26 protein-coding genes are annotated in these 26,336 nt (G+C 68.0%); 4 read left to right on the top strand and 22 right to left on the bottom strand.

Translation table 11 applies throughout. The features are described 5' to 3' along the window. Positions 1 to 72: 72 nt before the first annotated feature. From OXG79_10305 to OXG79_10205, 21 genes are all read right to left on the bottom strand, one after another. The gene (locus OXG79_10305; GenBank protein ID MCY3784165.1) at positions 73 to 435 is read right to left on the bottom strand and encodes a fumarate reductase subunit D; all 363 of its coding nucleotides are present in this window, start codon (positions 433 to 435) and stop codon (positions 73 to 75) included. Beyond that, positions 432 to 827: a fumarate reductase subunit C gene (locus tag OXG79_10300; GenBank protein MCY3784164.1), complete on the bottom strand. Its 396-nt coding sequence runs from the start codon at positions 825 to 827 to the stop codon at positions 432 to 434. Before OXG79_10300 ends, OXG79_10305 begins: the two co-directional genes overlap by 4 nt. Further along, on the bottom strand, positions 824 to 1,582 hold the full coding sequence (locus OXG79_10295; GenBank protein MCY3784163.1) for a succinate dehydrogenase/fumarate reductase iron-sulfur subunit: 759 nt from the start codon (positions 1,580 to 1,582) through the stop codon (positions 824 to 826). The genes OXG79_10300 and OXG79_10295 overlap by 4 nt, the downstream gene beginning before the upstream one ends. Continuing rightward, the gene (frdA, locus tag OXG79_10290; GenBank protein MCY3784162.1) at positions 1,579 to 3,378 is read right to left on the bottom strand and encodes a fumarate reductase (quinol) flavoprotein subunit; all 1,800 of its coding nucleotides are present in this window, start codon (positions 3,376 to 3,378) and stop codon (positions 1,579 to 1,581) included. The genes OXG79_10295 and frdA overlap by 4 nt, the downstream gene beginning before the upstream one ends. Before the next feature lie 29 nt (positions 3,379 to 3,407). Further along, positions 3,408 to 4,616, bottom strand: coding sequence for a hypothetical protein (locus OXG79_10285; protein ID MCY3784161.1), 1,209 nt, complete (start codon positions 4,614 to 4,616; stop codon positions 3,408 to 3,410). Next, a complete protein-coding gene (locus tag OXG79_10280; GenBank protein MCY3784160.1) occupies positions 4,607 to 5,860 on the bottom strand; it encodes a hypothetical protein in 1,254 nt (417 codons plus the stop codon). The genes OXG79_10285 and OXG79_10280 overlap by 10 nt, the downstream gene beginning before the upstream one ends. Further along, on the bottom strand, positions 5,857 to 6,333 hold the full coding sequence (locus tag OXG79_10275) for a cytochrome c-type biogenesis protein CcmH (GenBank protein MCY3784159.1): 477 nt from the start codon (positions 6,331 to 6,333) through the stop codon (positions 5,857 to 5,859). The genes OXG79_10280 and OXG79_10275 overlap by 4 nt, the downstream gene beginning before the upstream one ends. Further along, complete coding sequence (ccsA, locus tag OXG79_10270; GenBank protein ID MCY3784158.1) at positions 6,330 to 8,327, bottom strand: cytochrome c biogenesis protein CcsA; 1,998 nt, start codon at positions 8,325 to 8,327, stop codon at positions 6,330 to 6,332. Before ccsA (OXG79_10270) ends, OXG79_10275 begins: the two co-directional genes overlap by 4 nt. Positions 8,328 to 8,460: 133 nt before the next feature. Then, positions 8,461 to 8,622 carry a CcmD family protein gene (locus OXG79_10265; GenBank protein MCY3784157.1) on the bottom strand — a complete coding sequence of 54 codons (162 nt, stop codon included), beginning with the start codon at positions 8,620 to 8,622 and terminating at the stop codon, positions 8,461 to 8,463. Next, on the bottom strand, positions 8,619 to 9,395 hold the full coding sequence (gene ccsA / locus OXG79_10260) for a cytochrome c biogenesis protein CcsA (protein MCY3784156.1): 777 nt from the start codon (positions 9,393 to 9,395) through the stop codon (positions 8,619 to 8,621). The genes OXG79_10265 and ccsA (OXG79_10260) overlap by 4 nt, the downstream gene beginning before the upstream one ends. A 12-nt stretch (positions 9,396 to 9,407) precedes the next feature. After that, a complete protein-coding gene (gene ccmA / locus OXG79_10255) occupies positions 9,408 to 10,778 on the bottom strand; it encodes a heme ABC exporter ATP-binding protein CcmA (GenBank protein ID MCY3784155.1) in 1,371 nt (456 codons plus the stop codon). Between the two features lie 47 nt (positions 10,779 to 10,825). Then, entirely contained in the window at positions 10,826 to 11,293 is a 468-nt protein-coding gene (locus OXG79_10250; protein ID MCY3784154.1) for a cytochrome c maturation protein CcmE, read from the bottom strand. Positions 11,294 to 11,325: 32 nt separating this feature from the next. Beyond that, on the bottom strand, positions 11,326 to 11,790 hold the full coding sequence (locus OXG79_10245; GenBank protein MCY3784153.1) for a hypothetical protein: 465 nt from the start codon (positions 11,788 to 11,790) through the stop codon (positions 11,326 to 11,328). Positions 11,791 to 11,926: 136 nt separating this feature from the next. Continuing rightward, positions 11,927 to 12,460 (bottom strand): cytochrome c, encoded by a 534-nt coding sequence (locus OXG79_10240; GenBank protein MCY3784152.1) that lies wholly within the window; start codon positions 12,458 to 12,460, stop codon positions 11,927 to 11,929. Continuing rightward, a complete protein-coding gene (locus OXG79_10235; GenBank protein ID MCY3784151.1) occupies positions 12,460 to 13,017 on the bottom strand; it encodes a DUF3341 domain-containing protein in 558 nt (185 codons plus the stop codon). The genes OXG79_10240 and OXG79_10235 overlap by 1 nt, the downstream gene beginning before the upstream one ends. Before the next feature lie 9 nt (positions 13,018 to 13,026). Further along, positions 13,027 to 14,403, bottom strand: a complete 1,377-nt coding sequence (gene nrfD / locus OXG79_10230) for a polysulfide reductase NrfD (protein ID MCY3784150.1) — start codon at positions 14,401 to 14,403, stop codon at positions 13,027 to 13,029. 7 nt (positions 14,404 to 14,410) lie between these two features. Next, positions 14,411 to 15,769 carry a hypothetical protein gene (locus OXG79_10225; protein MCY3784149.1) on the bottom strand — a complete coding sequence of 453 codons (1,359 nt, stop codon included), beginning with the start codon at positions 15,767 to 15,769 and terminating at the stop codon, positions 14,411 to 14,413. Next, the gene (locus tag OXG79_10220; GenBank protein ID MCY3784148.1) at positions 15,766 to 16,470 is read right to left on the bottom strand and encodes a 4Fe-4S dicluster domain-containing protein; all 705 of its coding nucleotides are present in this window, start codon (positions 16,468 to 16,470) and stop codon (positions 15,766 to 15,768) included. The genes OXG79_10225 and OXG79_10220 overlap by 4 nt, the downstream gene beginning before the upstream one ends. Before the next feature lie 94 nt (positions 16,471 to 16,564). After that, positions 16,565 to 18,769: a molybdopterin-dependent oxidoreductase gene (locus OXG79_10215; protein MCY3784147.1), complete on the bottom strand. Its 2,205-nt coding sequence runs from the start codon at positions 18,767 to 18,769 to the stop codon at positions 16,565 to 16,567. A 13-nt stretch (positions 18,770 to 18,782) separates the two neighbouring features. After that, on the bottom strand, positions 18,783 to 19,364 hold the full coding sequence (locus tag OXG79_10210; GenBank protein MCY3784146.1) for a cytochrome c3 family protein: 582 nt from the start codon (positions 19,362 to 19,364) through the stop codon (positions 18,783 to 18,785). Between the two features lie 48 nt (positions 19,365 to 19,412). Beyond that, positions 19,413 to 19,709, bottom strand: coding sequence for a hypothetical protein (locus OXG79_10205; GenBank protein MCY3784145.1), 297 nt, complete (start codon positions 19,707 to 19,709; stop codon positions 19,413 to 19,415). A gap of 276 nt (positions 19,710 to 19,985) precedes the next feature. Between OXG79_10205 and OXG79_10200 the strand changes: the two genes are divergently transcribed. Continuing rightward, positions 19,986 to 21,398, top strand: a complete 1,413-nt coding sequence (locus OXG79_10200) for an aldehyde dehydrogenase family protein (GenBank protein ID MCY3784144.1) — start codon at positions 19,986 to 19,988, stop codon at positions 21,396 to 21,398. On the opposite strand, the gene OXG79_10195 is transcribed toward OXG79_10200, so the two are convergent. Further along, positions 21,373 to 22,626 carry an MFS transporter gene (locus OXG79_10195; protein MCY3784143.1) on the bottom strand — a complete coding sequence of 418 codons (1,254 nt, stop codon included), beginning with the start codon at positions 22,624 to 22,626 and terminating at the stop codon, positions 21,373 to 21,375. The genes OXG79_10200 and OXG79_10195 overlap by 26 nt on opposite strands. Between OXG79_10195 and OXG79_10190 the strand changes: the two genes are divergently transcribed. The 3 genes from OXG79_10190 to OXG79_10180 are packed head-to-tail and all read left to right on the top strand — an operon-like array spanning position 22,614 to position 26,257. Next, on the top strand, positions 22,614 to 22,844 hold the full coding sequence (locus OXG79_10190; GenBank protein MCY3784142.1) for a hypothetical protein: 231 nt from the start codon (positions 22,614 to 22,616) through the stop codon (positions 22,842 to 22,844). The genes OXG79_10195 and OXG79_10190 overlap by 13 nt on opposite strands. Next, on the top strand, positions 22,845 to 25,046 hold the full coding sequence (locus OXG79_10185; protein ID MCY3784141.1) for an MMPL family transporter: 2,202 nt from the start codon (positions 22,845 to 22,847) through the stop codon (positions 25,044 to 25,046). It abuts the gene before it with no gap. Continuing rightward, positions 25,043 to 26,257, top strand: coding sequence for a hypothetical protein (locus tag OXG79_10180; protein MCY3784140.1), 1,215 nt, complete (start codon positions 25,043 to 25,045; stop codon positions 26,255 to 26,257). Before OXG79_10185 ends, OXG79_10180 begins: the two co-directional genes overlap by 4 nt. The last annotated feature ends 79 nt before the right edge of the window (positions 26,258 to 26,336 follow it).

Below are 26,336 nucleotides of genomic sequence, written 5' to 3'. Positions count from 1 at the left end.
GGGCCCCAGGCGGGCTAGGAACGCATCCCACGCTGCGCGCAGCGTGGGACCGGAGTCGAGTGACGGACGGTCCTAAAAGAGCGCCAGGACGATGGCTATCAGCACGCTCACGACCGCCGCCGCGCCGTAGCTCGCCACGATGAGCACTGCCGGCGGTGCGTGCACGTGCAGGTCGATCAGCGTGTGCCGGATGCGGTGCGCGGCGTGGACCGCGGCCAGCGCCAGAATCAGGCCCAGCACCGCTCGCACGGGCGCGTGCCGCAGCAGTGCGCCGATGCCGTCCTCGCCGTGGGCCAGGGCTCCGGTAACCGCATCCCACCCGGCGGCGCCGCCGATGCCGGTGACGAAGATGATGACCGGCACGAACACCGCAGCGATGATCCCGCCCATGCCGAAGAGCGACCACCAGATCGGCTCGTGCGACCGGCCCTTCATCCTGCGCCGACCCACCAGACCCAGGCGATGATCAGCCCGGTCACCACGGCCCAGGCGCCGAACTGTGGCGCCACGAGCAGCAGCGCGGGAATGCGCCGGCCCAGGATCCGAATCGCAACCGTCTGCGGCAGCAGGTTGAACCAGGTGTAGGTGTGCAACAGCGCGAAGACGATGGACACGACGTGGAAGACGACCATGCCCGGATTCCAGAGGAAGTCCAGGTAGGCCTGGTAGTCGGCCGCCGGCTGACCGGCCTTGTGCAGCAGCACCAGCACCAGCACCACCTGAATGGCGATGAACACCGACGAGGTTTCGCGCAGAAACACCAGCAGATATGAGGGCCGCTTGGTCCACCACGTCCATCCCAGGGAGCGGAACAACGGCTGCGTCAAGACTTCACCGTCCAGGGCATGAGCAGCCGCCGGTAGTAGTCGATGGCGCCGGTCATCTTGGCCTGCTGAATGGCCCCGGCCGGGTCCACGTGCTTTGGACAGACGGCCGAGCACTCGCCGACGAACGAGCACTCCCAGATGCCCTCGTCCTTCAGAATCACGTCGCGGCGCTGCTCTACCCCCTCGTCGCGATTGTCGAGGTTGTAGCGCTGGGCCAGCGCCAGCGCCGCCGGTCCAATGAACTCGTCGCTGTGCGAAGAAACCGGACAGGCCGCGTAGCACAGCAGGCAGTTGATGCACATGCTGAACTGCTGATAGGCGGCGTGCTGGGCGGGTGTCTGCAGGTATTCGGACTTGAGGTCGTCCGTGGCGCCGTCTTCGCGGATGATCCACGGCTGGACGCTCTCCAGCTTCTCCATGAAGCTTTCGATGCTGGTCACCAGATCGCGCTCGACGTTGAAGTTGACCAGCGGCTCAACCCGAATCGGTCCGGGCATGTACTCCGAGAGGAAGGCGGCGCAGGTGAGCTTGGGGTAGCCGTTGACCATGGCCCCGCACGATCCGCAAACGCCCATGCGGCACGACCAGCGGTAGGTCAGCGTTCCGTCCACCGTGTCCTTGATGTAGTTGAGCGCGTCCAGCACGACCCAGTCTTCGCGGTAGGGCACGTCGTAGACCTGGTAGGTCGGCTCGTCCCAATCCGGCTGGTAGCGAAACACCTCGAACTTGATCGTGGTTTCGATGGCCGTGCTCATGATTCGGTCGTCGCCGCCTTTGCTTGATTGGAGGATCCGTACGTCCGCGATCCGGGTGGCCATTTTGTGATCACCACGTCGCGGAAGGACACCTCGGGCGTGCCGTCGTCCCCGCGCATGGCCAGGGAATGCTTCAGGAAATGGTCGTCGTCCCGATCCGGGTGGTCGGTGCGCTGGTGCGATCCGCGCGACTCGGTGCGGTCGCGGGCGCTCGCGGCCAGGGCCAGCGAGATTTCGAGCATGTAGTCGAGCTCCAGCGCGCTGATCAGATCGGTGTTGTAGACGTTGGTGCGGTCGTCGAGATCGACGCTGCCAAAGCGCTCGCGCAGGTCGCTGAGAGTGGCGTACGTCTGCTCGATGCCCGCCTGCGTGCGGTAGATGCCGGCGCCTTCCTCCATGGTTGTGGTCATCTCACGCCGCAGCTCGGCGACTCGCTCGCCGCCGGACGGCTGCTCCAGGATGCGGCGGATGCGGGCCCGCTCGTCATCGACCTGCGACTCCAAGCGATCGACCGCCGCCGGATCGGACGCGTGCGCAAACTTGGCCGCATTGCGCCCGGCGCGCGCGCCGAAGACCACCAGCTCGGTGAGCGAGTTCGATCCGAGCCGGTTGGCGCCGTTGATACTCACGCAGGCGCACTCGCCGGCGGCGTAGAGCCCCGGGAGAGTGGTGGCGGCTTCGATGTCGGTGTCGATGCCGCCCATCATGTAGTGCACCACCGGCCGCACCGGAATCGACTCCGTGACGGGGTCGATGCCGCCGTAGTTCCGCGCCAGCTCGCGCACGAAGGGGAGTTTGGTGTCGATGCGGTGCTCGCCGAGGTGCTGGATGTCCAGGTGCACGTAGTCGCCATACGGCCCGGAGTAGGTATTCCCCTTCTCCTGCTCCTTGATGAACGCCTGCGACAGACGGTCGCGCGGGCCGAGCTCCATGGTCCGAAGCTGCGGATGCCGCGGGTCGTCCAGCGGCAACGGCTCGCCCAGGTCGTAGTCGGCCAGGTACCGCTCGCCCTTGTTGTTCCGGAGCACGCCGCCTTCGCCGCGCGACGCCTCGGTGATGAGGATGCCCGTGCCGGGCAGGCCGGTGGGGTGGTACTGCACGAACTCCATGTCCTTGAGCGCCACGCCGGCGCGATAGGCGATGGCCAGGCCGTCGCCCGTCTTGATGGCGCCGTTGGTGGTGAAGGGGAAGATGCGCCCGAAGCCGCCCGTGGCGATGATCACCGACTTGGCGTAGATGGGCCGCAGCTGGCCGGTGCGCAGCTCGATGGCCGTGCAGCCCTGGCAGCGGCCGTCGTCAACCAGCAGCTTGGTCGCGAACCACTCGTCGTAGCGGGTGATGGACGGGAACTGCAAGCAGGTCTGAAACAGGCTGTGCAGGACGTGGAAGCCGGTCTTGTCGGTGGCGAACCAGGTGCGCTGGAGCTTCATGCCGCCGAAGGGGCGCACGGCCACGTGGCCGGTCGCCTCGCGGGACCAAGGGCAGCCCCAATGCTCCAGCTGGATCAGCTCGCGGGGCGCTTCCTCGACGAACATCTCGACGGCGTCCTGGTCGGCCAGCCAGTCCGAGCCGCTGATGGTGTCGTAGATGTGGTCCTCGGCGCTGTCGTTGTCCTTGATGACCGCCGCCATGCCGCCCTCGGCGGCGACGGTGTGACTGCGCATCGGATAGACCTTGGACACGATGCCGATGCTGAGGTCGGGGTGCTCTTGGGCCACGGCAATGGCGGCGCGCAGGCCGGCGCCGCCGCCGCCGATGATGAGCACGTCGTGCTGCAGTTGGTCCACGGCGCTCATGGTAGGTAGCTCGTTAGCGCGCTGCAAAGCTAAGACCCCGGCCCTTGCGCCGCCCGGTCGCGGCGCAGCTCGACCGCGAGGTCGGGGCGACGCTCGATCAAGTCGACAAGCTCCTCGCGCATGGCCTCATGCTCAGGGTCGGTGCGTTGATGTGAGTCGTGCAGCTTTGCCAGCAGTCCCCGCGCCCGCGCGAGGTCGTCCGGCGCGGGGCGCGCGCGCCAGACGCGCCGCTGCACCGCGACGATGAGCGTCAGGACGATACCGACTCCGGCCGCAATGAGCGCCCAACGGTCGGCCGTGGTGGTGCGAATGGCGCGCACGATGCCGGGCAGCGTGGTGTCGGCAACCTCTATGGCGAACGTCGTCCGGGCCGCGACGTCTCGGGCTTCCCAGCGGTCCACCGCGATCCCCGCAAACGAAGTGGCGTCGCCCGGCGCCAAGCCCTGCGGAGTCGTCACCAATACGTCCTGCTCGCTGAGTAGCCGCACGACGCCTGCGGGCAGCCCGATGAGCCAGTCGAACGAGGCCGCGCCGTCGACGAGACGCAGCTGATAGGCGTAGGCGATAGTCGTGACGCCAGGTCGCAGCGGAGCCAGCACGGCGAATCCCGGTCCCCCAATGACCAGCTCATTTGAAGTGAACCCGCTCACGGGCTGGAGGCCAAACGCGCCGTCGGGCACGGCGAACCGCAGCGGCGGTGGGGCGGTCGTCGAGGCGGTAGACAGGAACGTTCGGTCGCCGGGAACCAGGACGTCGATCACGTCCAGGATGGCAATGGCGTCGGCGGTCTGATGCCGCATGAGCCGCGACACGGATTGCAGCGAAATGCCCGGATTCTGGGCAGTGGATTCGTAGATCGTGAGCGTCGTCTCTACTTCCGTTCGGCCGTCGAAGCTGACCCCGTCCGTGGCATACGACACGCCCTGGTAGTCGACGTGGGCGAAGTACGCCGCATCCGCCGTTCGCGGGAGATCCGTGAAAACAAAGGTCCCGTCATCATTGACGCCGGTCGTGCGAGTGGGAAGCGCGTCGGGGCCTTGACGACCGACAAGCGCCACCACCAGGTCTGTCGGGATGGCCGCGCCCGAAGTGCCGTTGACCACCGTGCCGCGGATCCCCCCCGAGTCCTGGGCGCTGACCGCCGGATGCGAGGCCGCGGTCAGAGTGGCGGCTAGCGCCAGCGCCGCGAGCAGCCGCGGCACCGACCGGCGGGACGGCCCGGAGATGACTAGCCCCATGACGCGCCCAGGTCGCGGCTGCGAAACACCGTGCCGTCGCGGGCGACGGCGTACAGCTCGCGCGGCGCCGCCGCGCTTCCGGTGACGACGACGATGTCGGCGGCGAGCGTCAGGCGGTTCCAGGACTGCATGCCGTCGACGGACTTGAAGACCCCGGCATCGGTGGCGACGTATACCGCGCCCTGGAATTCCTGGCCGGTGGGAGACACGTACTGGTCGCCGGAGTTTGGCTCATAGTGCAGGGAGCGAATGTTTACGGTCGGCAGCGCGCCGTTGACGAAGCCGTTGGCGCTGCGCCACCTCCCGTCCAAGCCCGCGGCCAGCACGCCCTCGGACGACGTGCTCACCACAATCTGTAGTACCGGTTGCTCGACGACGGCCATTCCGGTCACGTTGGGCGGCGCGGAGATTGGCAGCGAACGCCAGGTCGTGCCGTGGTCGTCCGACGCGTGGATTGCTCCGGCGCTGTCAATCGCCACCAGGAGATCGGAGCGGGACGCGGACGCAATCCGCGCTAGGTCAAGCGACGACGTGCCCTCGGTCCAGCTGGCTGCCGTGCCGTCGCCGCGAAACGGCCCGTCGTCGGTGATGGCGACGAATCCGGTGCGTGTTGCGGCCACCGAGCGGGTCGCGCGCGGAAAGTCGGCGGGCCGCCAGGTGGCTCCGCCGTCGCGGCTGACTTGCAGCCCCGATGGATGCGCGGCGACCAGGGTGGCAGCGTCCGTCGGTGAGGCTGCCACGGCCCCGATGGCCGGAACGCCCACGCTTCCCACGGCGGTTTGCTCGCCTATGCCCTCGCGCGCGCCCAAGGTCACGACCAGGACCACCGCAACAAGCCCCACGACCAACGTTGCCCCCGTGAGCAGCCAGACCAGCGGGCGGCGCGCCGACGCTCGCGGCAGGCTGGGCGCGGCGCGCTCGGGCATTCGCGGCCGATCGGCCAGCAGGTGCTCGACCTGCGCCTCGGCGCGGGCGCGCCGCTGCTCGTGTGCCCCGAGCTCGAGCGCGGCCTGGCGGCGGGACTCGGCCGTCAGCTCGGCGTGCTCGGTGTCGCTGATCGCGCCGCGAAGGCGCTCGAGATCGAGATCAGCCAATAGGTCCAGGGAACGCCGCACCTCGTCGCTGAGCGGTTGGCGTCGGGGACGAACGCGCCGGGCCGTGTCGCGCAGCAGCGGCGTCGAGATCCAGGCCAGCCCGCCGACAGCCACAAGGGCCAGCCCAACCAGCAGGACGGCCGGCGTCACGTGCGCTCGCCGTCGGGCGGCTGCCGCAGGCTGTCGATTCGGGCTTCGAGCTCGTGCAGGTTCTCGTCGGCCCTTGGGGCCGGTTGCGGCCGGCGTCGCAGCAGCACCACCCCCACGGCCAGGACCCCCGCGGAGGCGGCGACGATCGGCCCCAGCCAAACGCCCAGCGCCAGGCCTTGCTTCGGTGGATCGCGCAACACGCCGACGCCATAGCGCGTCTCGAAGAAATCGAAGATCTCCTCATCGGATGCGCCGTCCGAGATCTTCTCGGTGATGAGCGCGCGCATCTGCTGGGCCAACGGGGCGTTCGACTCCTTGACCGATTGGCCCTGGCAGACGGGACAGTCCAGCTTGTCGGCGATGCGAGATTGGCGGGCATACAACGCGTCGGCATCGTGCTCGTCGGCGTAGGCGATCGCGACGCCGAAACTCGCGATGACCAGCGTCAGCACCAGGGCCGCGCGCGGGCTCACGGCGTCACCGGATGCCCCGCGGGCGCCGGAGCCTGCGCCGGCTGTCGTGCGGCGGTGGGCCAGGCGATCACGAGCACGCCAACGAAGTACAGCACGCCGCCAACCCATAGCAGCGGTACGAGCGGATTCACCAGGATGCGGAACGACGCCGCCGATCCGTCCGGCTCCCAATCGTCGAGCAGGACGTAGAGGTCGTCGAGCCCAGGGAAGGTGGTGCGAATCGCCACGTCGGACGTGGGTTGGTTCTCCCACCCGACGTGTATCCGGCGCGAGGGTGCGAGGCGCGCCGGGGGCTGATCGCCGCGCTCCACGTCGAGGTCGGCGTAAACGGTCGTCAGACCGGGCTGCGACAGGGGACGGAGGCCGCGAAACGTGACGGTGTGGCCGTCGACGGTCGCCGATTCCCCTTGGGCCAGGCGCACGGCCCTTTCCTGCCCGAAGGACGACGAGCCGACGATCCCGATGGCAAAGACCGCGACGCTGAAGTGCACCAGGTGGCTCCCCAGGCGTCGCCGGCTGCCGACCAGGCTGAGCGCGATGCGCGGCTCGCCGGCTGACTGCGGTGCTCGGGCGCGGACGCTTCGCGCCAGCTCGAGCAAGGCGCCGGCGGCCACGAGACCTGCAAGGCCAAACCCCAGCACGGCCAGCCCGGCGCGCATGCCCACGGCGAGCAAGACGGCAGAGACCACGATGGCGACGAGGATCGGCCAGCGGGTGGCCCGCCACGCGGCGCGCCCCGTCGTGCGCCGCCAGGCCAGGAGCGGCCCGATGCCCAACAGCCCGAGCATGATCAGCAGCAACGGCACGGTGACCTGGGCGTAGAACGGCGGCCCAACCGCGATGCGCACCCCTTGCACAAGCTCCGAGAAGATCGGGAACACGGTGCCCCAGAGCACCGCCACCAGCACCGCCATGAGCAGCAGATTGTTGAGCAGGACTCCGGCTTCCTTGGACGCCAGCGACTCGATGGCCATCGGGGCCCGCAGCATGGGGAGCCGATAGAGGAAGGCCAGGACGGCGATCACCATGACGATGCCGACAAACGTGAGAAAGATCGGCCCCACGTCCGACAGCGCGAACGAGTGCACCGAAGTGAGAATCCCGCTGCGCACGACGAACGTGCCGAAAACGGCCAGGGCGAATCCCAAAAGCACCAGTCCCACGGACCAGGCCCGCAACTGTCCGCGCCGCTCTTGCGCCAGCGCCGAGTGGATGTAAGCCGTGGCCGCGAGCCAGGGCAGCAGCGCGACGTTCTCGACCGGATCCCAGCCCCAATAGCCGCCCCAACCCAGCACGCGATAGGCCCACCAGGCGCCCAGCAACAGGCCGGCGCCCTGGATGGCCCAGGCCACGAGCATCCAATTGCGCATCTCGCGCAGCCAATCCTGGGAGAGGCGCCCCGCGGCCAGCATGGCCGCTGCGAACGCGAAGGGAATCGTGAACGACATGTACCCGGTGAGCAGCATGGGCGGATGCACCTGCATGCCGCTGTCCCAGAGCAAGGGATTGAGCCCGCGTCCGTCGACGGGCGCCACGACCAGCCGCTGAAACGGGCTGGAAACGAATACGAGCACACCGATGAAGAAGAGCGCGATGGCCGCCAGCGTGCCAATGCCCCAGGGCGCGAGCGCGTCGTCGCGCTTGGTCATGCGCCAGGCCGCGAGGGCGCTGAAAAGACTGAGCCCCCAGGCCCAGAAGAGCAGCGAGCCCTCCTGGCCGCCCCACAGGGCGGAAATTGTGAGGCCGAGCGGCATGGAGCGGCTGGACGTGTCGGCGACGAAGGCAATCGAGAAGTCCTGGCTGAGAAATCCGGCGGCGAGCGTGGAGACGGCAATGGTCACGACGGCGGCCAGGATGACGGCGGCGTTGCGCGCGGCGTCCGTGAAGTCCGGGCTGCGACGCCAGACGGCGAGTCCGCTCATCGTGAGTTGCAGCACCGCCACGCCGAACGCCAGCCCGAGCGCCAGGCGGCCGACCACCACTAGGTCGATCACAGTTTCAGCTCCCGGCAATTCGAAGAGGTGACGGCGAATGCGGATGCCCGACCGGAGCTATGCACTGACATGCCCATTCCAATGCCGGAGCGCGCTTCCGGCGCCGCCGCGTGGAGGACGCGTGATGTCGAGGCTACTCCGAGGTCTTGTGACGTTGAGCGTCGAGCTCCTGCCGCATGTCGCGGACCGCGTCCTGCACGCTGCGGATCCGCCCCGTGACGAACACCAGGTAGCCGAACAGCAGCACCCAGATAACCCCGTATCCGATGAGCAGATACACGAGCTCTTGCGTCATTTCCCAGCCTCCGGCGTCGACTTGGCGCCTGTCATCCGCAATTCCTCAAGCCGATTGCGGACGATATCCCTTAGATCCTCTCCCTCGTCGCTGGCACGCTCTAAGAGATAGCGCTGGCGGATAAGCACGAAGCAAAAGACGGTAAACGCGACCACGGTGACCAGCATCGTGAGCACCATCTCCGGGGTCAGTCCCGCGCGCGTGACCGACTGCACCGGGTGCAGGCTGCGCCACCATTCCACCGAGTACCACACGATGGGCACGTCAACGACGCCCACGATGCCGAATATGGCCGCGACGCGCCGGCGGGTGTCGACGTTGTCGATGTACATCCGGAGCGCCAGGTAAGCCACGTAGATGAACCACAGCACCAGCGTGGTGGTCAGCCGCGGGTCCCAGGTCCACCAGACGCCCCACACGTGGCGACCCCAGATGGAACCGGAGGCCAGCGTCAGCGTGGTGAACAGCACGCCAACCTCGGCGGACGCCACCGCCAGGCTGTCCCAGCGCGCATTTCGCCGCCACAGGTACAGCACGCTGGCGACGGCGACGATGCCGAACGCGAGAAAGGCAAGCCAGGCCACCGCGACGTGGCCGTAGAGCAGGCGGTGGGCGTCACCCTGGACGCGTTCCGCCGGCGCGTAGATGAAGATCATGTAGAGCGCCGCCGACATCAGGACCAGCAGCGACGCATAGACCACAAGGCCCCGCCACCCGAAGAGCGGCGGTTGCCTGCTGGCCCGGCGGCGCAGCACGAAGCTGGCAAGGCTCATGCGAAGGATCTCCTAGCCGTCGACCGCGAGCGGGTAGAGCAGGACGCTCAAGGCTAAGAATACGGCGGCCACCACCGCCAGCAAACCCAGCCACGGCGCGGCGCCCCCCGCCGGCGCGCCCTGCAGCGTTTCGAGGGTCGCGCCGACACCGGCCAGCATCACGGGTATCGCCAGCGGCACCGCCAGTAGCGGCATCAGGACCTCCCGCGCGCGGCTCTCCAACGCCAGGGCGCTCTGCATGGCCGCTACCGCGCTCAAGGCGATGGTCACGAGAACCAAGGTGGCCAGCATCCCGCCCTGGAAGAGCTGCAAATCGAGCAGGACGCTCAGCAGCGCCAACTGCACCAGTCCAACGGCCAGCACGTGCGCGGCTAGCAGGAGGTACTTGGCCACGAACACGGCGCTCTGATCGATGGGCGCCAGGCGCAAGCAGGTGAGCGTGTTGGCGTCCCGCTCGGATCCAAAGAGCCGGACGCCCGACAGGCTGGCCACCAACAAGAGCGTGGACCAGGCCACGCCAGCGGCCACCGCCGGCGCGTCGGCCTGCGCCAGGATGACGAACGCCATGTCGAACAGCACGGTGATGAGCAGCGTGAAGGCCAGCAGCGCCGGCGCCTGTTCACGTGCGCGCCACTCCACCAGCGCGTCCTTGCGGAGGAGCGTCCACGCCGTGGTGATGAACGACACGTCCGTTGCTCCGGTCGGAAGCGGTAGCTCCGGCGCTGGCGTTCCGGGCGAATCCGGTTCGATGACCCGGCCCTGGTCCACAAGAATGCTTCGCCCGGCCGCCCGTGCGGCCACATCGGGATCATGCGTGCTCAGCAGCACGGCCGAGCCTGGGCACAGCGCGTCCAGCATGGCGGGCAGCTCGCGGACGGCGTCGCGGTCGAGGCTGGCGTCGGGCTCGTCCAGCAACAGCACCGCCGGGTGATGCAGCCCTGCCGCCGCCAGGGCCAGCCGCTGGAGCTGACCGCGTGAAAGCTCGCGGGCGCGTCGGTTGGCGATCTCATCGAGCCCCACCACGCTCAGGGATTCGGAGACCCGCGCGCCGGCGTTTGACAGCCCGTAGAGCGAGGCCAGAAACGCGAGGTTCTCGCGGGCCGTGAGGTGACTGATCAGGTGCGGCGTGTGCCCGACAAAGCCGACGTGACGGCGCGCCTCGCGCTTGCGCTGCACGACATCCGCGCCGCCGGCGGTCGCCTGCCCGCCCAACGGCGGCTGCAGGGTCGCCAGCGTGCGCAGCAGGGTCGTCTTGCCGGCGCCATTGGCTCCCAGCAAGGCCACTCGCTCGCCGGGGCGCAGGGACAGCGAGACGTCGCGAACCACGTGGCGTCGACCGAATCCAACCGTCAGTCGATTCAGGGTGAGGACGGATGGCTGCATGATCGGTTTAGCCGTTGCCAGCGGCGTCGGCCGCGTGGCAACCGGATTCACTGGGCTGGGATCTCGCGAGGCTCGAACTCCGGGCCGTGCTTGACGATGAGGTTGCGCGCCTCGAACACGCCGGTGCCGAGGAGGCGACCTTCGGCGATCACGTCGGAGTACTTATCTTCCTCGGCATAGCCAAAGAGATCGGGCGGCGACCCGCGAAACTCAACGGGCAGCACGCCGGTGGCGTCCTCGATTTCGAAGCGGATGACCCCGTCCGCCGACTCCTCGATGGATCCGTCCACGACGATCCCGTTCACGCGCACGAGGCGGCCTTCGATCTCGTCCCCCTTGGCGTGCAGCTCGCTCACGGTGTGGTAGTAGACGGCGGCGCCCTGGGTGGCAGTCCAGATCAAGAAGCCGAGCGCCGCGGCAAGTGCGCCGCCGACGAAAAGGAACTTGCCGGACAAGAGCCGATTCCGGATGGGCTCGGGCGCGGTGGCGCTGGCGGGTTCGGAGGCGTCGGTCAAGGCGTCAGTACGTGCGAGCGGTCGAAATTAGCCTAGCCGATCGACAGCACGGCGCGTTCGATCAGCTCGTTGAGGATCACCGACAGCAAATACACGGCAAGGGCGATGACCACAATCCAAAACGTGCGGTCCCGCGTCCACCTCGACCAACCTTCGGCCGGCGGCTCTGGGCCGCGGCGCGATCGGGGCAGCGCCAGCCAGAACATGGCAAAGGCCAGCGCGGTCTTGCCGGCGAGCAGGACGACGTAGGCGGCCGGCACGTTCGGCTCGCTGAGCCGCGCCGCCGTGAGCAGCGCGCCGGTGATGATGAAGACCCCCACGCCGAGTCGCAGCGTGTGGCCGGCGGCCCTCCCCCATGGCATCGCCGGGGAGGCGCCCGGACCAAGTCCGCCGGCGCGCAGCGCCAGCAGCAGCAGCCCCCCGCCCAGCCAGAGCGCGGCGGCCACGACGTGCAGCCAGCGCAGGATGACGAGAAAGACCGCCGGGCTTTCAGCCATTCAACTGGCGCCTTTCGTTGGTGACTGCCCGCGGACCAGTTTGGCCGATTCGATCAGAGGCGCGCCAAGTTCGCCAGCGCAATCGCGTGATTTGGGCGGCAGGCTGCCGTCCCGCTGCCGGGAGTGCCGGCCGGCGCTAGTTAAGCGATCGGATGTAGGTGACGAGCAGCCAACGCTCTTCCTCGGTGAGGAGTGACTGCCAGGACGGCATGTTGTTGACGCCGTTCGTGATCGTCCAGTAGAGCGCGCCGTCCGCCTGGGCCTTCACGTTGTCCGACACCAGGGGCGCCGGGCGCTTGTCGCCGTAGCTCTCGAAGGCGTCCGCGACGTAGCTGTCGCCCTGGCCGTCGGCGCCGTGGCACATGGCGCAGTTGACGGCAAACAGCGCCTTTCCGCGATCAATGGACGGACCGTCGAATGGCACGGGATTCTCGAGCTGGATAGTTGCGACAAAGTCCGTCACCGGCAGCTCGGCGCCGAGCGTCGACACCTGGCCCTCGGGCGGCGCCTCGTACGGCGGTTCCTGGGTGCGGTAGGACTGCTGGTAGTGCATCTCGGGGAACAGGTCTGCCGGATAGGCCCCGGTTTCGCACGCCGCGATCACAAACGCCGCCAACACCAGCCCAACGGTCAGGCTGGTGGCGCGTCCGGCGCGGCGTGCGGCGGACATCAGGGTGAGGCCGCCGCCGGGCGCATGAGGCTGCCGTCCTTGCTGAGCACGTCGACTGCGCCGGCTTCTTCCAGCGCGATCTGGGCGTCCGGAATCCGGCGCTCGCGCGCCATCACCGATACGCCGATGAGGCCGTCGGCAATGCGGTCGTCGTAGACGCCGATGCCGTCCGGCAGGCGGGACTCGAACAGCACGCCCAGCACGGTGAACAGCACCGCGCCGAGCATAGTGCCCTCATAGAGCACCTGGATGATGGCCGGGACCGCGACGATCGGCTTTCCGCCGGTCACGATGGGCAGGGCGATCTGGGCGCCGATGTGCCAGGCGATGGCGACGGCCAGCCCACAGGCCGCGCCCGCGAATGGGAACGCGAACAACCGATGCTTCGCGTGCTGCTCGCCGAACGCGCCTTCGGGGTAAGGCGTGGCCGAGATGATCTCGATGTCGTTGCCGCCGAAGCCCGCGCCGCGGAGCCGCGACACGGCGTCGGCGGCGTCGTCGGGCTCGTTATACAGCCCGAGCAGCTCGCGCTTTCGGTCCGAATCTCTCGCGCTCATGAGTCCCCCTTACGCCTCGCGCATCGTGGCCGGGACCCGTGCACGGCCGACCTTGATTTCGTCACGCAGAATCTGACCTTCCTTGATGTCCGCCGCCGGCATGATCGGCAGCAGCTTGGAGAACACGAGGAACCCGGCGATCACCAACGCCAGCTGGGCGGCGATGATGCCGAACTCCGCCGCCGACGGCAGGTAGTCGCCATACTGGAACGTGAGGTTCGACTTCCGCTCGAGGCCCGGGATCACGATCATGTAGCGCTCGAGCCACATGCCGATGTTGACCAGCACCGTCGTCACGAACATCAGGAAGAAGTTGCGACGCACGCGGCGGAACAGCCAGGCGCCGACCGGAATGATGTAGCCGGTGATGATGAAGATGATGGCGATGGCCGTCCACGGCGGCTCCATCAGGCGGCGCTGCCAGGTGTCGACCTCGGCGGGCTCGGTGCCGTACAGACCGAACATGAAGTCCAGCATGAAGAAGAACAGCCACACCGTGGCCACGATGATCAGCAGGCGAGCCAGCGAGTCGATGTGGTCCTTGGTGATGAAGTTCTTCAGCCCGAAGGCGTAGCGCATCACGATCATCACGGTCACCACGGCGGACACGCCGGAGTGGACGGCCCCGATGACGAAGTACGGCGCGAACACCGTGTTGTGCCATCCAGGGATGATCGTGACGGCGAAGTCCCACGACACGATGCTGTGCACCGAGACGAAGATTGGAAGAATCAGCGCCGAGAGCAAGATGCCGGCGATGGCCTGGATGCGCCACTGCCGAGACGTGCCCCGGAAGCCCAGCGACAGCACCCCGTAAACGGCTTTGCCGATCGGGTTCTTGACGCGGTCGCGGGCCAAGGCCAAGTCGGGCAGCAGGGCGATGTAGACGAACATCACCGTCGAAGTCAGGTAGGTGAAGATCGCGGCGGGGTCCCACACCAGCGGCGACCGCGGATTGGGCCAAATGCCGCGCATCCAGTCGTAGGGGAACTCCCAGTACAGCGTGCGCCAGGGGCGTCCACTGTGAATGATCGGGAAGGTCATGGCGGTCATCAGCGAGAAGATCGTCAAGACTTCCGCGGCGCGGGTGACCGGACGCCGCCACTCGGCCTGCGCCAGCCGCAGAATGGCCGACACCATGATTCCGGCGTGGCTGACCCCGATCCAGAACACGAAGTTCACCACCGGGAAGCCCCAATAGACGGGATGGGCGTAGCCGAACAGCTGCAGGCCGAAGATCATCAGCAGCAGGAAGATGATGAGGCCCAGCGTGATCACGGCGCCGAGCAGGCCGGTGGTTGCGAAGAACCACTTGGGCCAGGCGAACACGAAGTCCAGCAACTCGCGGTTTGCGGTTTCCCGATCGACGGTTACGGGTTCTTGCATGCCTGGATCAGTCCGGCTTGCCGAGCACGAGCACTTCGGCGTGCATGTATTTCTGCTCCCGGCGGTACATGGCCCCTTCGCGCATCTCCCAGCCGCCGGGCGTGGGGATGCGTGTCAGCACCCATAGGTAGATCGCGGCCACCATGCCGACCACGCCGATCATGAACAGAATGTCGATCGCGTTCGGGTAGTACGGCTCCGGCAGCTCGGCCAGGCCATGCGAGAACGGATTCTCACTGGACATCGACGCCACGAACAGCCGGATTCGGTCGAATAACAGCCCGATCAGTACGACGACGGACACCGCGGTCAGCCGCGCCAGCTTTCGGCGGATGGGGTTGAAGATGAGCGTGACGAAGGGAATGAGGAATTGGCCGAACATCGCGATGAGGAAGGGCACGATGTAGGTGACCGCCACGTTGGTCTGGACGGCCGCCACCTCGCTGGGCAGGCGCGCGTACCAGACGAGCAGGAAGTCCGACCAGAAGAAGTAGAACCAGAACAGCGTCAGCGCCAGCAAGAACTTGCCCAGGCTGGCGGCCTGCTCGTCGCCGATGAACTGGCCCACGCTCGGCGCGTAGCGGCGCAGCAGGAACAGCGTGATGACGATGAGCGCGATCGCGCCCTGGAAGGACGTGATCACGTGATAGGCCGGGAAGATTCCCGATCGCCAGCCGGGCAGCAGGCTCTGGCCGAGATCCGTGGTCAGGATCATCGTGACGAAGACGTACATCATCAGGTAGAAGGCGCTGATCCAGCGCATGGACGTGCGCAAGACGATCCACTGCCGCTTGGTGCCGGTCCAATTCAGGAACAGCAAGCGCTTCCAGGCCGGCATGGCGCGGACTCGGCTGGGTGGGCCGGCGAGATCGGGCACGGCGGCGAACCACATGAGGGCGCCGCCCGCCAGCAGCATCACCGAAACGGCCAACTGATCCGTGAGAAACGGTGCGCCGCCGCCCCACCCGAACCACAGATTCGCTCGCGTGACGCCGTCCTGCTCGAACGGTGGGAGCGAGCCCAGGATTGGGATGAGCAGGGCGAATAGCAGCATCGACGGGAGCGCGAAGAGCTCGACGACGCGACGGGCTGGCAGACCCCAATAGCCGCGCGCCATGCGCGAGGCAAAGGCGACCAACGGCGCGGCCGACACGCTTGAGAGCACGAACAGCGTGATCGCCGCCGGATAGGCCCACTCGGCCCGGTCCCCCCAGTTGAACAGCTTCACCACGTACATCACTACGCCGAGCGCCGCGAGCAGGCCCACGCCAACCACCGCCGCACTCTTGCGGTTGATGGCGATGGTCGACGGCCGATACGGCGGGCGCAGCGTCAAGCTGAGGCCGACGGCTTCGGGCTTAATCAATGGCCGTGCTCCTCATGCTCGTCGACGTGGCTGGGATCAACCTTCTTCAGGTAGGTGATGGCGGGGGCCGTGCCGAGCGAATCCAGCAGCGAGTAGGCGCGCTTGGAGTGGGACAGCTCGCTGACCTTACTGTCCGAGTCGTTCAAGTCGCCGAATACGAGCGCCGTGGTCGGGCATGCCTGCACGCACGCCGGCTCGACCTCGCCGTCGGCCACCGGTCGGCCGTCGCGATCCGCCTGACGCTTGGTGCGATTGATGCGATGGATGCAGAAGGTGCACTTCTCGACGATGCCTTTGGTGCGAACCGTCACGTCCGGGTTGAGTTGCCGGTCCATCGGCGACGGCCACTCGGGCTCCCAGAAATTGAAGTAGCGCACCGAGTAAGGGCAGGCGTTGGCGCAGAACCGCGTGCCGATGCAGCGGTTGTAGACCTGCACGTTCAGCCCGTCGGGATTGTGGTAGGTCGCCCACACGGGACATACCGTCTCGCAGGGCGCGTTGCCGCAGTGCTGGCAGAGCACGGGGAGGAAGCGCGCCTTGGCGTTGGGCCATTCGCCTTCCCAGTAGCGCTCGATGCGAATCCAGGTCTTCGCCCTTCGCTCGATGACGCGGTTTTCTTCGTTGAGGGCCAGGTTGTTCTCGGACTGGCAGGCCACCACGCAGGCCTGGCAGCCGGTGCACTTGTCGGCGTCGATGACCATGCCCCATCGATGCCCGTCCGTCTCCGGATGCGGATCGTCGGTGGGCAGGGTCGCGGCGGCTGCGACCACCGGAAGCTCTGCCGTGTCGGTGGCGCTAGCCACTGGTTACTCGCACTGGTGGCGCCTCCCCGTCGTTGCGCGGATCTTCGATGACTTCAAGTGTTGGCAGCCGCTCGTGTTCGCCGGCCGGTCGCACGCGCGCCAGCGTCGCTCCCCAGGCCAGCGACCCGGAGCCGGCAACGGCTTGGGCGGCCAGGGTCTGCATGACGTTCGCTCCCCGATCGACATTCCACCGGCTGCCGAACTCGCGGCCTTGCCCGATTGGGACGGCCACGACATTGGGCGGCGCCACCGGCGATTCGTACACGCGCGCCCGCAGCGTGCCATTCGGCGTGTCGATGTGCACCACATCGTTGCGTTTCACGCCCAGGCGCTGGGCCGTCGCCGGGTTCAGCTCGGCCCAGGTCGTCCAGGTGACGGTCGTCAGCGGGTCGGGCGTGGCCTGCAGCCAGGGGTTTGCCGACTCGCTGCCGGCGCCAAACGCCACGTTCTCGAAGGGCATGAGGTGCAGATCGAACTCCGTGGTGTCGCCGGCAAACGCCGGCTCGGCCAGCAGGCCGATGTGCCAATCGGGCTGGTCGGCCTGGGCCTCGCGGCCTTCTCCGTCCTGCCATCGACCGCCGGTGCGCAGCAGCTCGATCCAGCCGCGGTCGAAGCCATCTTGGCCGATCAGCGCCTGGGCGCCGTCGCGGACGGCGTCGCGCATGGTCGTCCAGGGCGGCGGCGCGTCGGGGAAGAGCTCCGAGGTCAACGCCAGCATCACGTCGCCAAAGCTGCGCGCATTGGTCCACGAGGTGACCACGGGCTGCTGGTAGCCGACGACCTGCATGTTGGGCGCGGGATCGGCCACATAGTCGCCCCATTCCTCGAAGGGATGGGTGGCGGGTAGCACCAGGTCGGCGCGCGCGAGCGTCTCGTTGAGGAACGTGCCCATGCCGACCACGAACGACATCTTGCCGAGGGCGTCCGCGAAGCGCGTTGACGCGGGCAATCCGTAGACCGGATCGACGTCATAGAAGAAGGCTGCGTCGATTTCCTCGCTGCCGTCGAGTAGCCCGGTAGCCAGCGCGCCCCATTGGTTGAACGGCGTTCCCGCCGCCGCAGCCGGCACCGCCGCCGGGGCGGCGGGATTTGGTCGCACGCCGCCTGCCGCACCGGCGCTCCCGACGATGCGGTTGAGCAGCAAGGCGGCCGCGGCGTTGTCGAGGCCGTTGGTCTGGGCGAGCGCGGCGCCGCCGGCGATGGCCAGCGCGGGCGGATGGGTGGCGAAGTCCCGCGCGATCTCGCGCACGGTGTCGGGCGCCACGCCGGTGCGCGCCGCCGTCAGCTCGGGCGCATAGGCGTTGAGGGCGTCAATGCCGCCCACGGCGTTGACCGGATCGAACCAGCGGTCGTCGCCGGTCAGGTTCTCGGCGGCAATGACCTGGGCGATGCTGAGCGCCAGCGCGCCTTCGTGTCCCGGATTGACATAAATCCACCGGTCCGCGTTGGCTCCGGTCAGCGACATGTGGGACTCGATCTGGATCAACCGGCCCCGCTTGGGCTCCTCGCGGAACTTGCCGTAGGCGGTGCTGTAGTGGACGGGCGACAGCCACGTGCCCAAGAAGTCCGCGCCGAACGAGAGGACCGCCCCCGCGTTGGCGATGTCGAAGTGCGGCAGCTGGGTGTAGCCGAATATCAGCCGCGCGGCTTCGCGGATGGTGGTCGTGTCCTGCGCCTCGTAGACAAGGTGACGGCCTTCGCTGTTGGCGAGGAATTGCGCCAGCACGTGCAGGCGCGTGCCGCTGATCGGCCCGGTGACGACAAGCGGATTCTTCGCGGAGCCAAAGTTCTCCGTCAGCAGATCGAGCGCCTCGGGCCAGCCGATGGCCTCGAACCGGCCCTCGCCGCGCGTGCCACGCCGGCGCAGGGGGGTCTTGAGCCGGTCCGGGTTGTACAGCGATTGGACGCCTGCCTGCCCACGCACGTTGGTCTTGCCCAGGTTGACCGGGAAGCCCTTCGTGCCCTCCACCTTCTTGGCGCGGCCATCCACCGTGCGTACCACCACGCTGTTGCCGCCCGTGGAATGGGCGCAGGCGGTGGCGAACCACAGCTCCTGGCCGGGCAGGGTCTGCTCGGGCGAGTGCACGAAGCTCTGCACGCGCGATTCGCGCTCGGGCGCCGCGCAGGCGACCACGGTGGCGCCGCCGGCCAGCGCCGCCGCACCGGTGAGAAATCGACGTCGTGCGATTCCGCTCATCGCCTGGCCTCGATCATTTGTGACATACCGCGCAATCCAGCGGGGCGCTGTTCTCGCGGTGGCAGCCCTGGCAGTCGCCCATGTTGAGCGCCCGCACCTGCTCGACCTCGGTCATGGACGCCACGTCGCCGTGACACGTCGCGCAAATCTGCGCCGTGCTGAAGCTCGGATGGGTTTCGGCCAAGGCGCGGATGTGGGGGTCGTGCACGAAGTCCACGTGGTCCGGGAGGCGGTGTACTCGAATCCACTCGATGGGGGTGCCGGTCTCCCACGCGGCGCGAATCTTCTGCACCTCGGGACTCTCGGTGGCGACCACCGAGTGGCAGAACATGCACTGCTCCACGGAAGGGATGGTGGCCGCGGCGGAAACCGGCGTACCCAGCGCGGTCGCTGTGTTTTCGACGACCGGGATGCCGCGGTGACAGAACTCGCAGGCGATGCCGGCCTTGCCGGCGTGCACGGCGTGGTCGAACGCGATCGGCTGCTCCGGCGGCCCGGTGATGGTTCCGCCCATGGCCCCAAGCACGATCAGCAGGATGACCGGCGCAATGGCGCCGCCGCCCAGCACGGCCCCGAGGCCGCTGATGACGATCAACTGCTTCGGGGAGAGGCGAGGTAGGAGCGCCCGGAATGAGTCCAACACTCAAATGGCCAGCCGCGGGAGCAACGTCGGGAGAAAGTCCAGGGCCAGCAGCGTGGCCTTGATGATGATGGCCGTCAGAGCGCCGAGACCGGCGGTCATGACGGCGTAAAGCGGCGCGCGCATCATGCGCCCATGCTGTGGCTCGATGTCGCCGGTAAGCACCAGCGACGGAATCAGGGCATGGGCCAGCGCGTACACCAGCCCGGTTCCAATGAGCACGGCCGCCAGAATCCAGAGATGCACGTTCAACTCGGTCAACTGGGCCCAGTCGCTCGCGGTGAGCTCCCTTAGCTCCACACCACCGCCTCATGCGAGCGCGCGCAACCGGCGCAGTTGTCCAAGAGTGTGCGTAGCGGCACGCGAGCGTCGCTCAGGAAGCTGCGTGCGGGAGATGCGGCGCGAGACCACATCAGTGCCCTGAACCTAGCGTTCTGCACCGTTTGCAAAATGTTTCACAAATGCAGGCGGGCTGCAAGCAGTCGACCGCCTGCCGGGTAGGTGTGCGGGGCGGCGCGCGGCCCGTACATGTGCCACCATTCGCTATCGGATCCGATTGCCATGGGATGACGCCTGATGAAGATGTATGTGGCGGGTCAGTGGACGAATGGTCGCGACTCGATTGACGTGCTGAACCCGTACGACGGGTCGGTGGTGGACACCGTGCCCCGTGGCTCGGCGGATGACGTCGACCGCGCGCTGGCGAGCGCCGAGCGCGGCGCCAAAGTCATGGCCGAGCTGACCGGGTTCGAGCGCTACGAGATCCTGCATCGGGCGGGCGATCTGATCTTGCGTGACCAGGAGTCGCTGGCGCGCATGCTGACCCAGGAAGAGGGCAAGATCATCTCGGAGGCCCGCTTCGAGGTCTCTCGCGCTGCCGAGATCCTGTACCTGTCCGCCGAGGAGGCCAAGCGCCTCGGCGCCGAGGTGATCCCGCTCGACGGTGGCCCGGGCGTGAAGGACAAGTTCGGATTCACCGTGCGCGTGCCCTGTGGGGTCGTGGCCGCAGTGTGTCCATTCAACTTCCCGTTGCACCTGGTCTGCCACAAGGTCGGCCCCGCGATTGCGGCGGGCAATGCCGTGGTCGTCAAGCCGGCCACCGACACCCCGCTGATGGGCGTGCGCGTGATCGAGCTGCTGCTCGAGGCCGGCGTGCCGGAAGAGGCGGTGCACATCATCACGGGTCCGGGCTCGGAGATCGGCGACGCACTGGTGTCCGACCCGCGCGTGCGCAAAGTGACGTTCACCGGCAGCCGCGACATCGGCGAGCGCATCTGCAAGGCCGCCGGCATCAAGAAGGTCACGATGGAGCTGGGGTCCAACTCGGCGGCGATCGTGATGCCCGACGCCGACCTCGACAAGGTGGCGGAGGTTCTGCCGCAGACGGCGTTCGCGAACGCCGGCCAGGTGTGCATTTCGACCCAGCGTCTGCTGGCGACCGGCTCCGTCTACGGCGATCTGATCGACGCGCTCAAGCCCAAGGTTGAAGCCATCGCCACCGGCGACCCGCTCAACGAGTCCACGGGCATGGGCCCCATGATTCGCGAGAGCGACGCCGTGCGCGTCGGCGAGTGGATCGACGAGGCCCAGGCGGGCGGCGCGGAGGTGCTGGTGGGCGGCGGCCGCAACGGCCAGATGTTCGAGCCGACGCTCGTGACCAACGTCTCGCCGGACATGCGGCTCTCCTGCGACGAGCTGTTCGGGCCGGCCGTCGGCGTCACGCGCGTGGCGGACATCGAGGAGGCCATCGCGATCTCCAACGACTCCAACTACGGTCTCAGCGCCTCGATCTTCACCGAGAGCCTCGACTCGGCCATGCGATTCATCCGCGACGTGGACTCGGGCAACATCCACATCAACTGGGGCACCCAGTGGCGCACCGACCTGATGCCCTATGGCGGCGTGAAGGACAGCGGCCTCGGCAAGGAAGGCCCGAAGTACGCCGTCGAGGAAATGACCGAGCTCAAGATGGTGGTGATGCACCTGTAGGCCTAGGCCGCAGCCAGGGCGTCACCGCCAGCGCCACGCCCATGCCCGCGGCGCCGACGTAGAACGCCGCGTCGGGCGCCGTGGCCGCAAGGGCCGCCGTGGCGCCCGCGCCGAACATCATGCCCAGCGCGAAGGCGCTGGTCTGCAAGGTCATCATGGTGCCCAACTGGCCGGGGCGTGAGATGTCGCCGGCGATCGCCGGGAGCACCGTTTGGTGCGTCCCGAACGCGAGGTAGATCACGCCGGAGAGCGTGAGCAAGGCGACCACGTCGTCGGCCAGCGCAAAGCCTATGGCCGCGCCGGCGCCGACGACCAGCGATAGCGCGAATATGGCCGTCCGCCCGATGGCGTCCGAGAGCCGGCCGATGCCGATCTGCGCGACCGCGCCGCCCAACGCGCTGACCAGCGTGAATAGCCCAACCGAGCGCAGGTCGCCGCCGGCGGCCACCAGCTTGGGACCCGTCAGCAACACGATCACGCCGAAGGCGACGGTCGTTCCGGACCGAGCCGCCACCATGGCGAGAGCCGGAACGGTGCGCAGCGCGTGAAACACGTCACCGGCGGAGCGGCTTGGTCCGCGTTGACGACGTGTGGTGGACGGCAGGAAGAGCGCCACCAGGAGCAGCGCCCCGCCGATCATTCCGCCGGCGACCCCGGTCATCGCCCGAAGTCCGGCGCTCTCGGCGATTTGCCCAAAGGCAATGCCGGCAATCCCCGGCGCGGCGATGATGGCGAAGCTCATGATCCCGGTGGCAAGCCCGCGGCGGGCCGCGGGCGACACCTCCAGCACGTAGGTCTGCGATCCGGCCCAGTGCAACGCCAGCGCTACGCCCAGGAACGGCGCCGCGACCAGTACGACGGCGGCGCCGGCCGCAACCGTCATCACGAGCACGAACGCCGTCATGCCGGCCAGCCCCAGCGCATAGGTCCAGCGGCTGCCGACCCGGTGTATCCACAGACCGCCTGCGAGACCTAGCGTCGCCGTGCCGCCCTGAATGGCGATCAGCAACAAGGCGGCGCCCAGCAAGTCGCCGCCAAGCTCGTCCCGCACGAAGAGCGAGAGAAAGTTGTTGACCGGCAGCCAGCCCGCCACGCCGATCGACATGGCGGCGATGACGACGACGTACTGGCGGTTCAGCAGGTCGCGCGGACTGCCGGGACGCGGGTCGTTGACGCAAATGCTCCGAGACGCTGGGCCACCAGAGGGTACGCCTCGTGCCGCTGCCACCCGATCGGCGTCACTCCCAGGCGAACATCCCGGCACCTTCCTACGAACGTCCGGGCTGCGCCGCGCGGCGAGTCGTGCCGGTCGACGAACCGCGAAATCTCAGCAACTCCGCCTTGCTCCAAACGGTGTTCGACGTGGATGCTCGGGTGATGGAGGACCCAGTGACGGGCGCCCGGCGCGTGCTGCCGAACCTGCATGCCGGGGCCCATATGCGCTAGATGCTGGACACCCTCGCGTCGTGGGTGATCGACCGGCGCCGGGTGGTCATCGGGCTATGGATCGTTGTCGCGGCGGTTGCGCTGATCGCCGCGACGCAGGTGGGTTCGGTCCTTCGCGCGGGGGGATTCTCGGCACCCGGACTCGAAGCCGAGCTGGCGCTCGAGCGTCTGTCCAACGACCTGGACGACCCCGGCACGCCGATCGAAGTTCTCTTTCGCAGCGACGAGCTGGACGCCACCGACCCTCGCTTCATCGCGGCGGCCGCGGCGGCGCTCGAGCCACTGGCCGCGCTGCCCGAAGTGGTGGCCGTCATTCCCCATTGGCAGAATTTCACCCAGATCGCGCCCAGCGGCCGCGCGGGCTACGCCACGGTGTTCATCAGCCTGGACATCGAAGAGGCCCATCATCTCGTGCCCACGATTCGCGAGCTGGTGGCGACCCCGGAGCTGGAGACGCACGTGGCCGGTTCCGCCGTGTTCTACAGCGACATCCAGACCCTGAGCGAAGGCGACCTGCGCCGCGCGGAGCTCATCGGCGGCCCCTTCGCGCTGGTGGTCCTGATCCTCGTCTTCGGCTCGATCGTGGCGGCGGCGATTCCGCTGGTCGCCGGCGGCGCCACCGTCGTGCTCGGGCTGGCCGCCGTCTGGGTGGTGGGCCAGGTGACGGACTTTTCGGTGTTTGCCCTCAACGTCGTCACCCTGGTCGGCCTCGGCCTCGGCGCCGACTACTCGCTATTCCTCGTGAGCCGGTTTCGCGAGGAGCTGCGGCGGGGCCGGGAGGTTGAAGACGCCGTGCGAGTAACCATGCGGACGGCGGGCCGCGCGGTGGTGTATTCGGGCCTCGCGGTGCTGGTGGGGCTGGCGTCGCTGAGCGTGTTCGAGTTCATGATGCTGCGATCCATCGGCATCGGCGGCGCCATTGCGGTGTTCATTGCCGTTGCGGCGGCGCTGACGCTGGTGCCGGCGATCCTGGCCGAGCTGGGACCCAACGTGAACCGCTGGGCGGTGCCGAGCCCGCGATTCAGAGTTCGCGACGGATGGACCCGACTGGCGCACGCCGTCATGCGGCGGCCGCTGCCGGTGTTTCTGGCCGTGAGCGCGCTGTTGATTCTCCTCGGCGTGCCGTTCCTCCACGTGCGCGTCCGCGGCGCCGACGCCTCGGTTCTTGGGTCGAACAGCCCCGCGCGCGCGGCCTACGACGCCATGAGCGAGGAATTCGGTCAAGGCCAGCCCGCTCCGCTCGCCATCGTGACCCGGCTGAATGCTCCGGCGCTCGCGCCCGAATCGATTGCCCGCATGCACGCCCTGGGACAGTCCCTCCTGGCCGACCCGCGCGTGGCGCGGGTCTACAGCCACGTGACCATCGATCCGCGCATCACGCTGGAGCAGTACCAGTTGCTCTACCGCGATCCCACGGCGATTCCGGACGCCTTCGGCGCCGCCACCGTCGAGGGGCTGACCAACGACCGGACCGTCTTGATGATCGTCGAGCCGCGGGCGTCGGCAACATCGGACGAGGCACGCGAACTCGTGCATGCCATCCGCGACTACCGCGACGCCAACCGGCTGGATGCGCTCGTCGGCGGCGGGGCTGCCAGCCTGGGGGATTTTGTCGATCGTCTCTACGGAGATTTTCCGCGGGCGGTCGGCCTGATCCTGCTGGTGACCTACGTGGCGCTCGTCGCGCAGTTTCGCTCGGTGGTGCTGCCGCTCAAGGCGGTGGTGATGAACGTCCTCAGCCTGCTGGCGAGCTTCGGCGCGCTGGTGCTCGTGTTCCAGGACGGCTGGCTCGAGAACGTGCTGCGATTCGAACCGCTGGGCTTCATTGAGTCCACGGCGCCGATCATCCTGTTTGCCGTGCTCTTCGGGCTGAGCATGGACTACGAGGTTTTCCTGCTCTCGCGGATCAAGGAGGGCCGCGACGCAGGGCTGAGCAACGCCGACAGCGTGGCGCAGGGCCTGGCGCGCAGCGGTCGGGTGATCACCAATGCCGCGCTGGTCGTGATCGTGGTGAGCCTGGCGTTCACCAGCGCCGACGTGGTGCTGGTGAAGGCCATCGGGCTTGGCGCTGCGGTTGCCGTATTCGTCGACGCCACGATCGTGCGCTCGCTGCTGGTGCCCTCCACCATGCGGCTGCTGGGACGGTGGAATTGGTGGGCGCCGTCCTGGCTGTTCGAGCCGCCAAGGCTCTTCCCGCGATGACGCGCCGCTGCGCCATCCCTCCGTCATTCCCGCGGAGGCGGGAATCCACCGGCAATTCAAGCTGGAAGCGACGAACACCTCCTCGCGGGTTCTTCGCTGGCCCGAGACGTGCCGGGGTTTCCCTGGCGGGATTCGCCCTTCTCCTCGCGGCATTTGCCGCCGCCTGCGGCGAGGCGCCGACTCCGCTGACAGCCGCGCCGACGCCAAGCTCGGACGAGCGCACGTTCCCGCCCATCGACCTGCCCGCCGACGAGGCGCCGCACGACAACTTGAGCGAGTGGTGGTACTTCACCGGCCGGTTGACCACCGGCGACCGCCGCGACCTGGGCTTCGAATTCGTCATCTTTCAAGCGGTGCGTGGCGGCGGTCCCCCGGCCTATGCGGCGCACTTCGCGATCACGGATCCGGCGGGCGACCGCGTGGTGTTCGACGAGCGCACCGCGCTCGGACTGAGCGCGGGACCGCCCGACGACCTGGACCTATGCGTCGACGGCTGGCGGCTCGCCTTCGACGGCGATCGGTTTAGCGTCGACGCCGACATGCCCGGCTACGCCGTGAGCCTCGAATTCGATCCCGCGTATCCGGCCGTCGAGCACCACGACGGCCTGCTCGACTTCGGTCCGCTTGGCTGGAGCTACTACTACTCCTACCCGCGGATGAGCGTGACCGGGCGACTCGTGGATGCCGGCGGCGAGGTCGGCGTCAGCGGCACCGCCTGGTTCGACCATCAATGGGGCGATTTCATCTCCGTGAGCTCGGGTGGATGGGATTGGATGAGCCTGCGGTTCGACGACGGACGCGACCTCATGCTCACCGAGATCTGGGACGAGCGCCGGCGCGAGGTGCTGGCGTACGCCACCCTCAGCGGTCGGGGGCCGCCGCTGCACTTGACCGGCGACGATTTCACCACGATTCCGCTCGGCATCTGGATGAGTCCCAGAACCGGCACGACCTACCCCGCGGCCTGGCGAGTGCTGATTCCGGTCCTGGGCCTGGACGTGCTCGTGCAACCGGTAGTGGCCGACCAGGAGTTGGACACGCGGCACAGCACGGGCAACATCTATTGGGAAGGCCTGGTTGACATAATCGAGAATGGCCGCACCGCGGGCTACGGCTACGTCGAGCTCACGGGCTATGCCAAGGCCCCCGGCGTTTCGGGGGTGTCCGCCGAGCTCAAGCCTGCCCGTGCGTGCGCCGGCAAGGCCTCGTAGGGGCGACGCATGCGTCGCCCCTACTGAAGTCGATCGACGCGCGGCGTACGATGCGCCGTAGATAACCGTTTCGAGGGCC

This window comes from Chloroflexota bacterium (genome assembly GCA_026706485.1).
Taxonomy (GTDB): domain Bacteria; phylum Chloroflexota; class UBA11872; order UBA11872; family UBA11872; genus JAJECS01.
The sequence above is the reverse complement of the archived record's forward strand: the minus strand, read 5'-3'. Positions and strand labels throughout refer to the sequence as shown.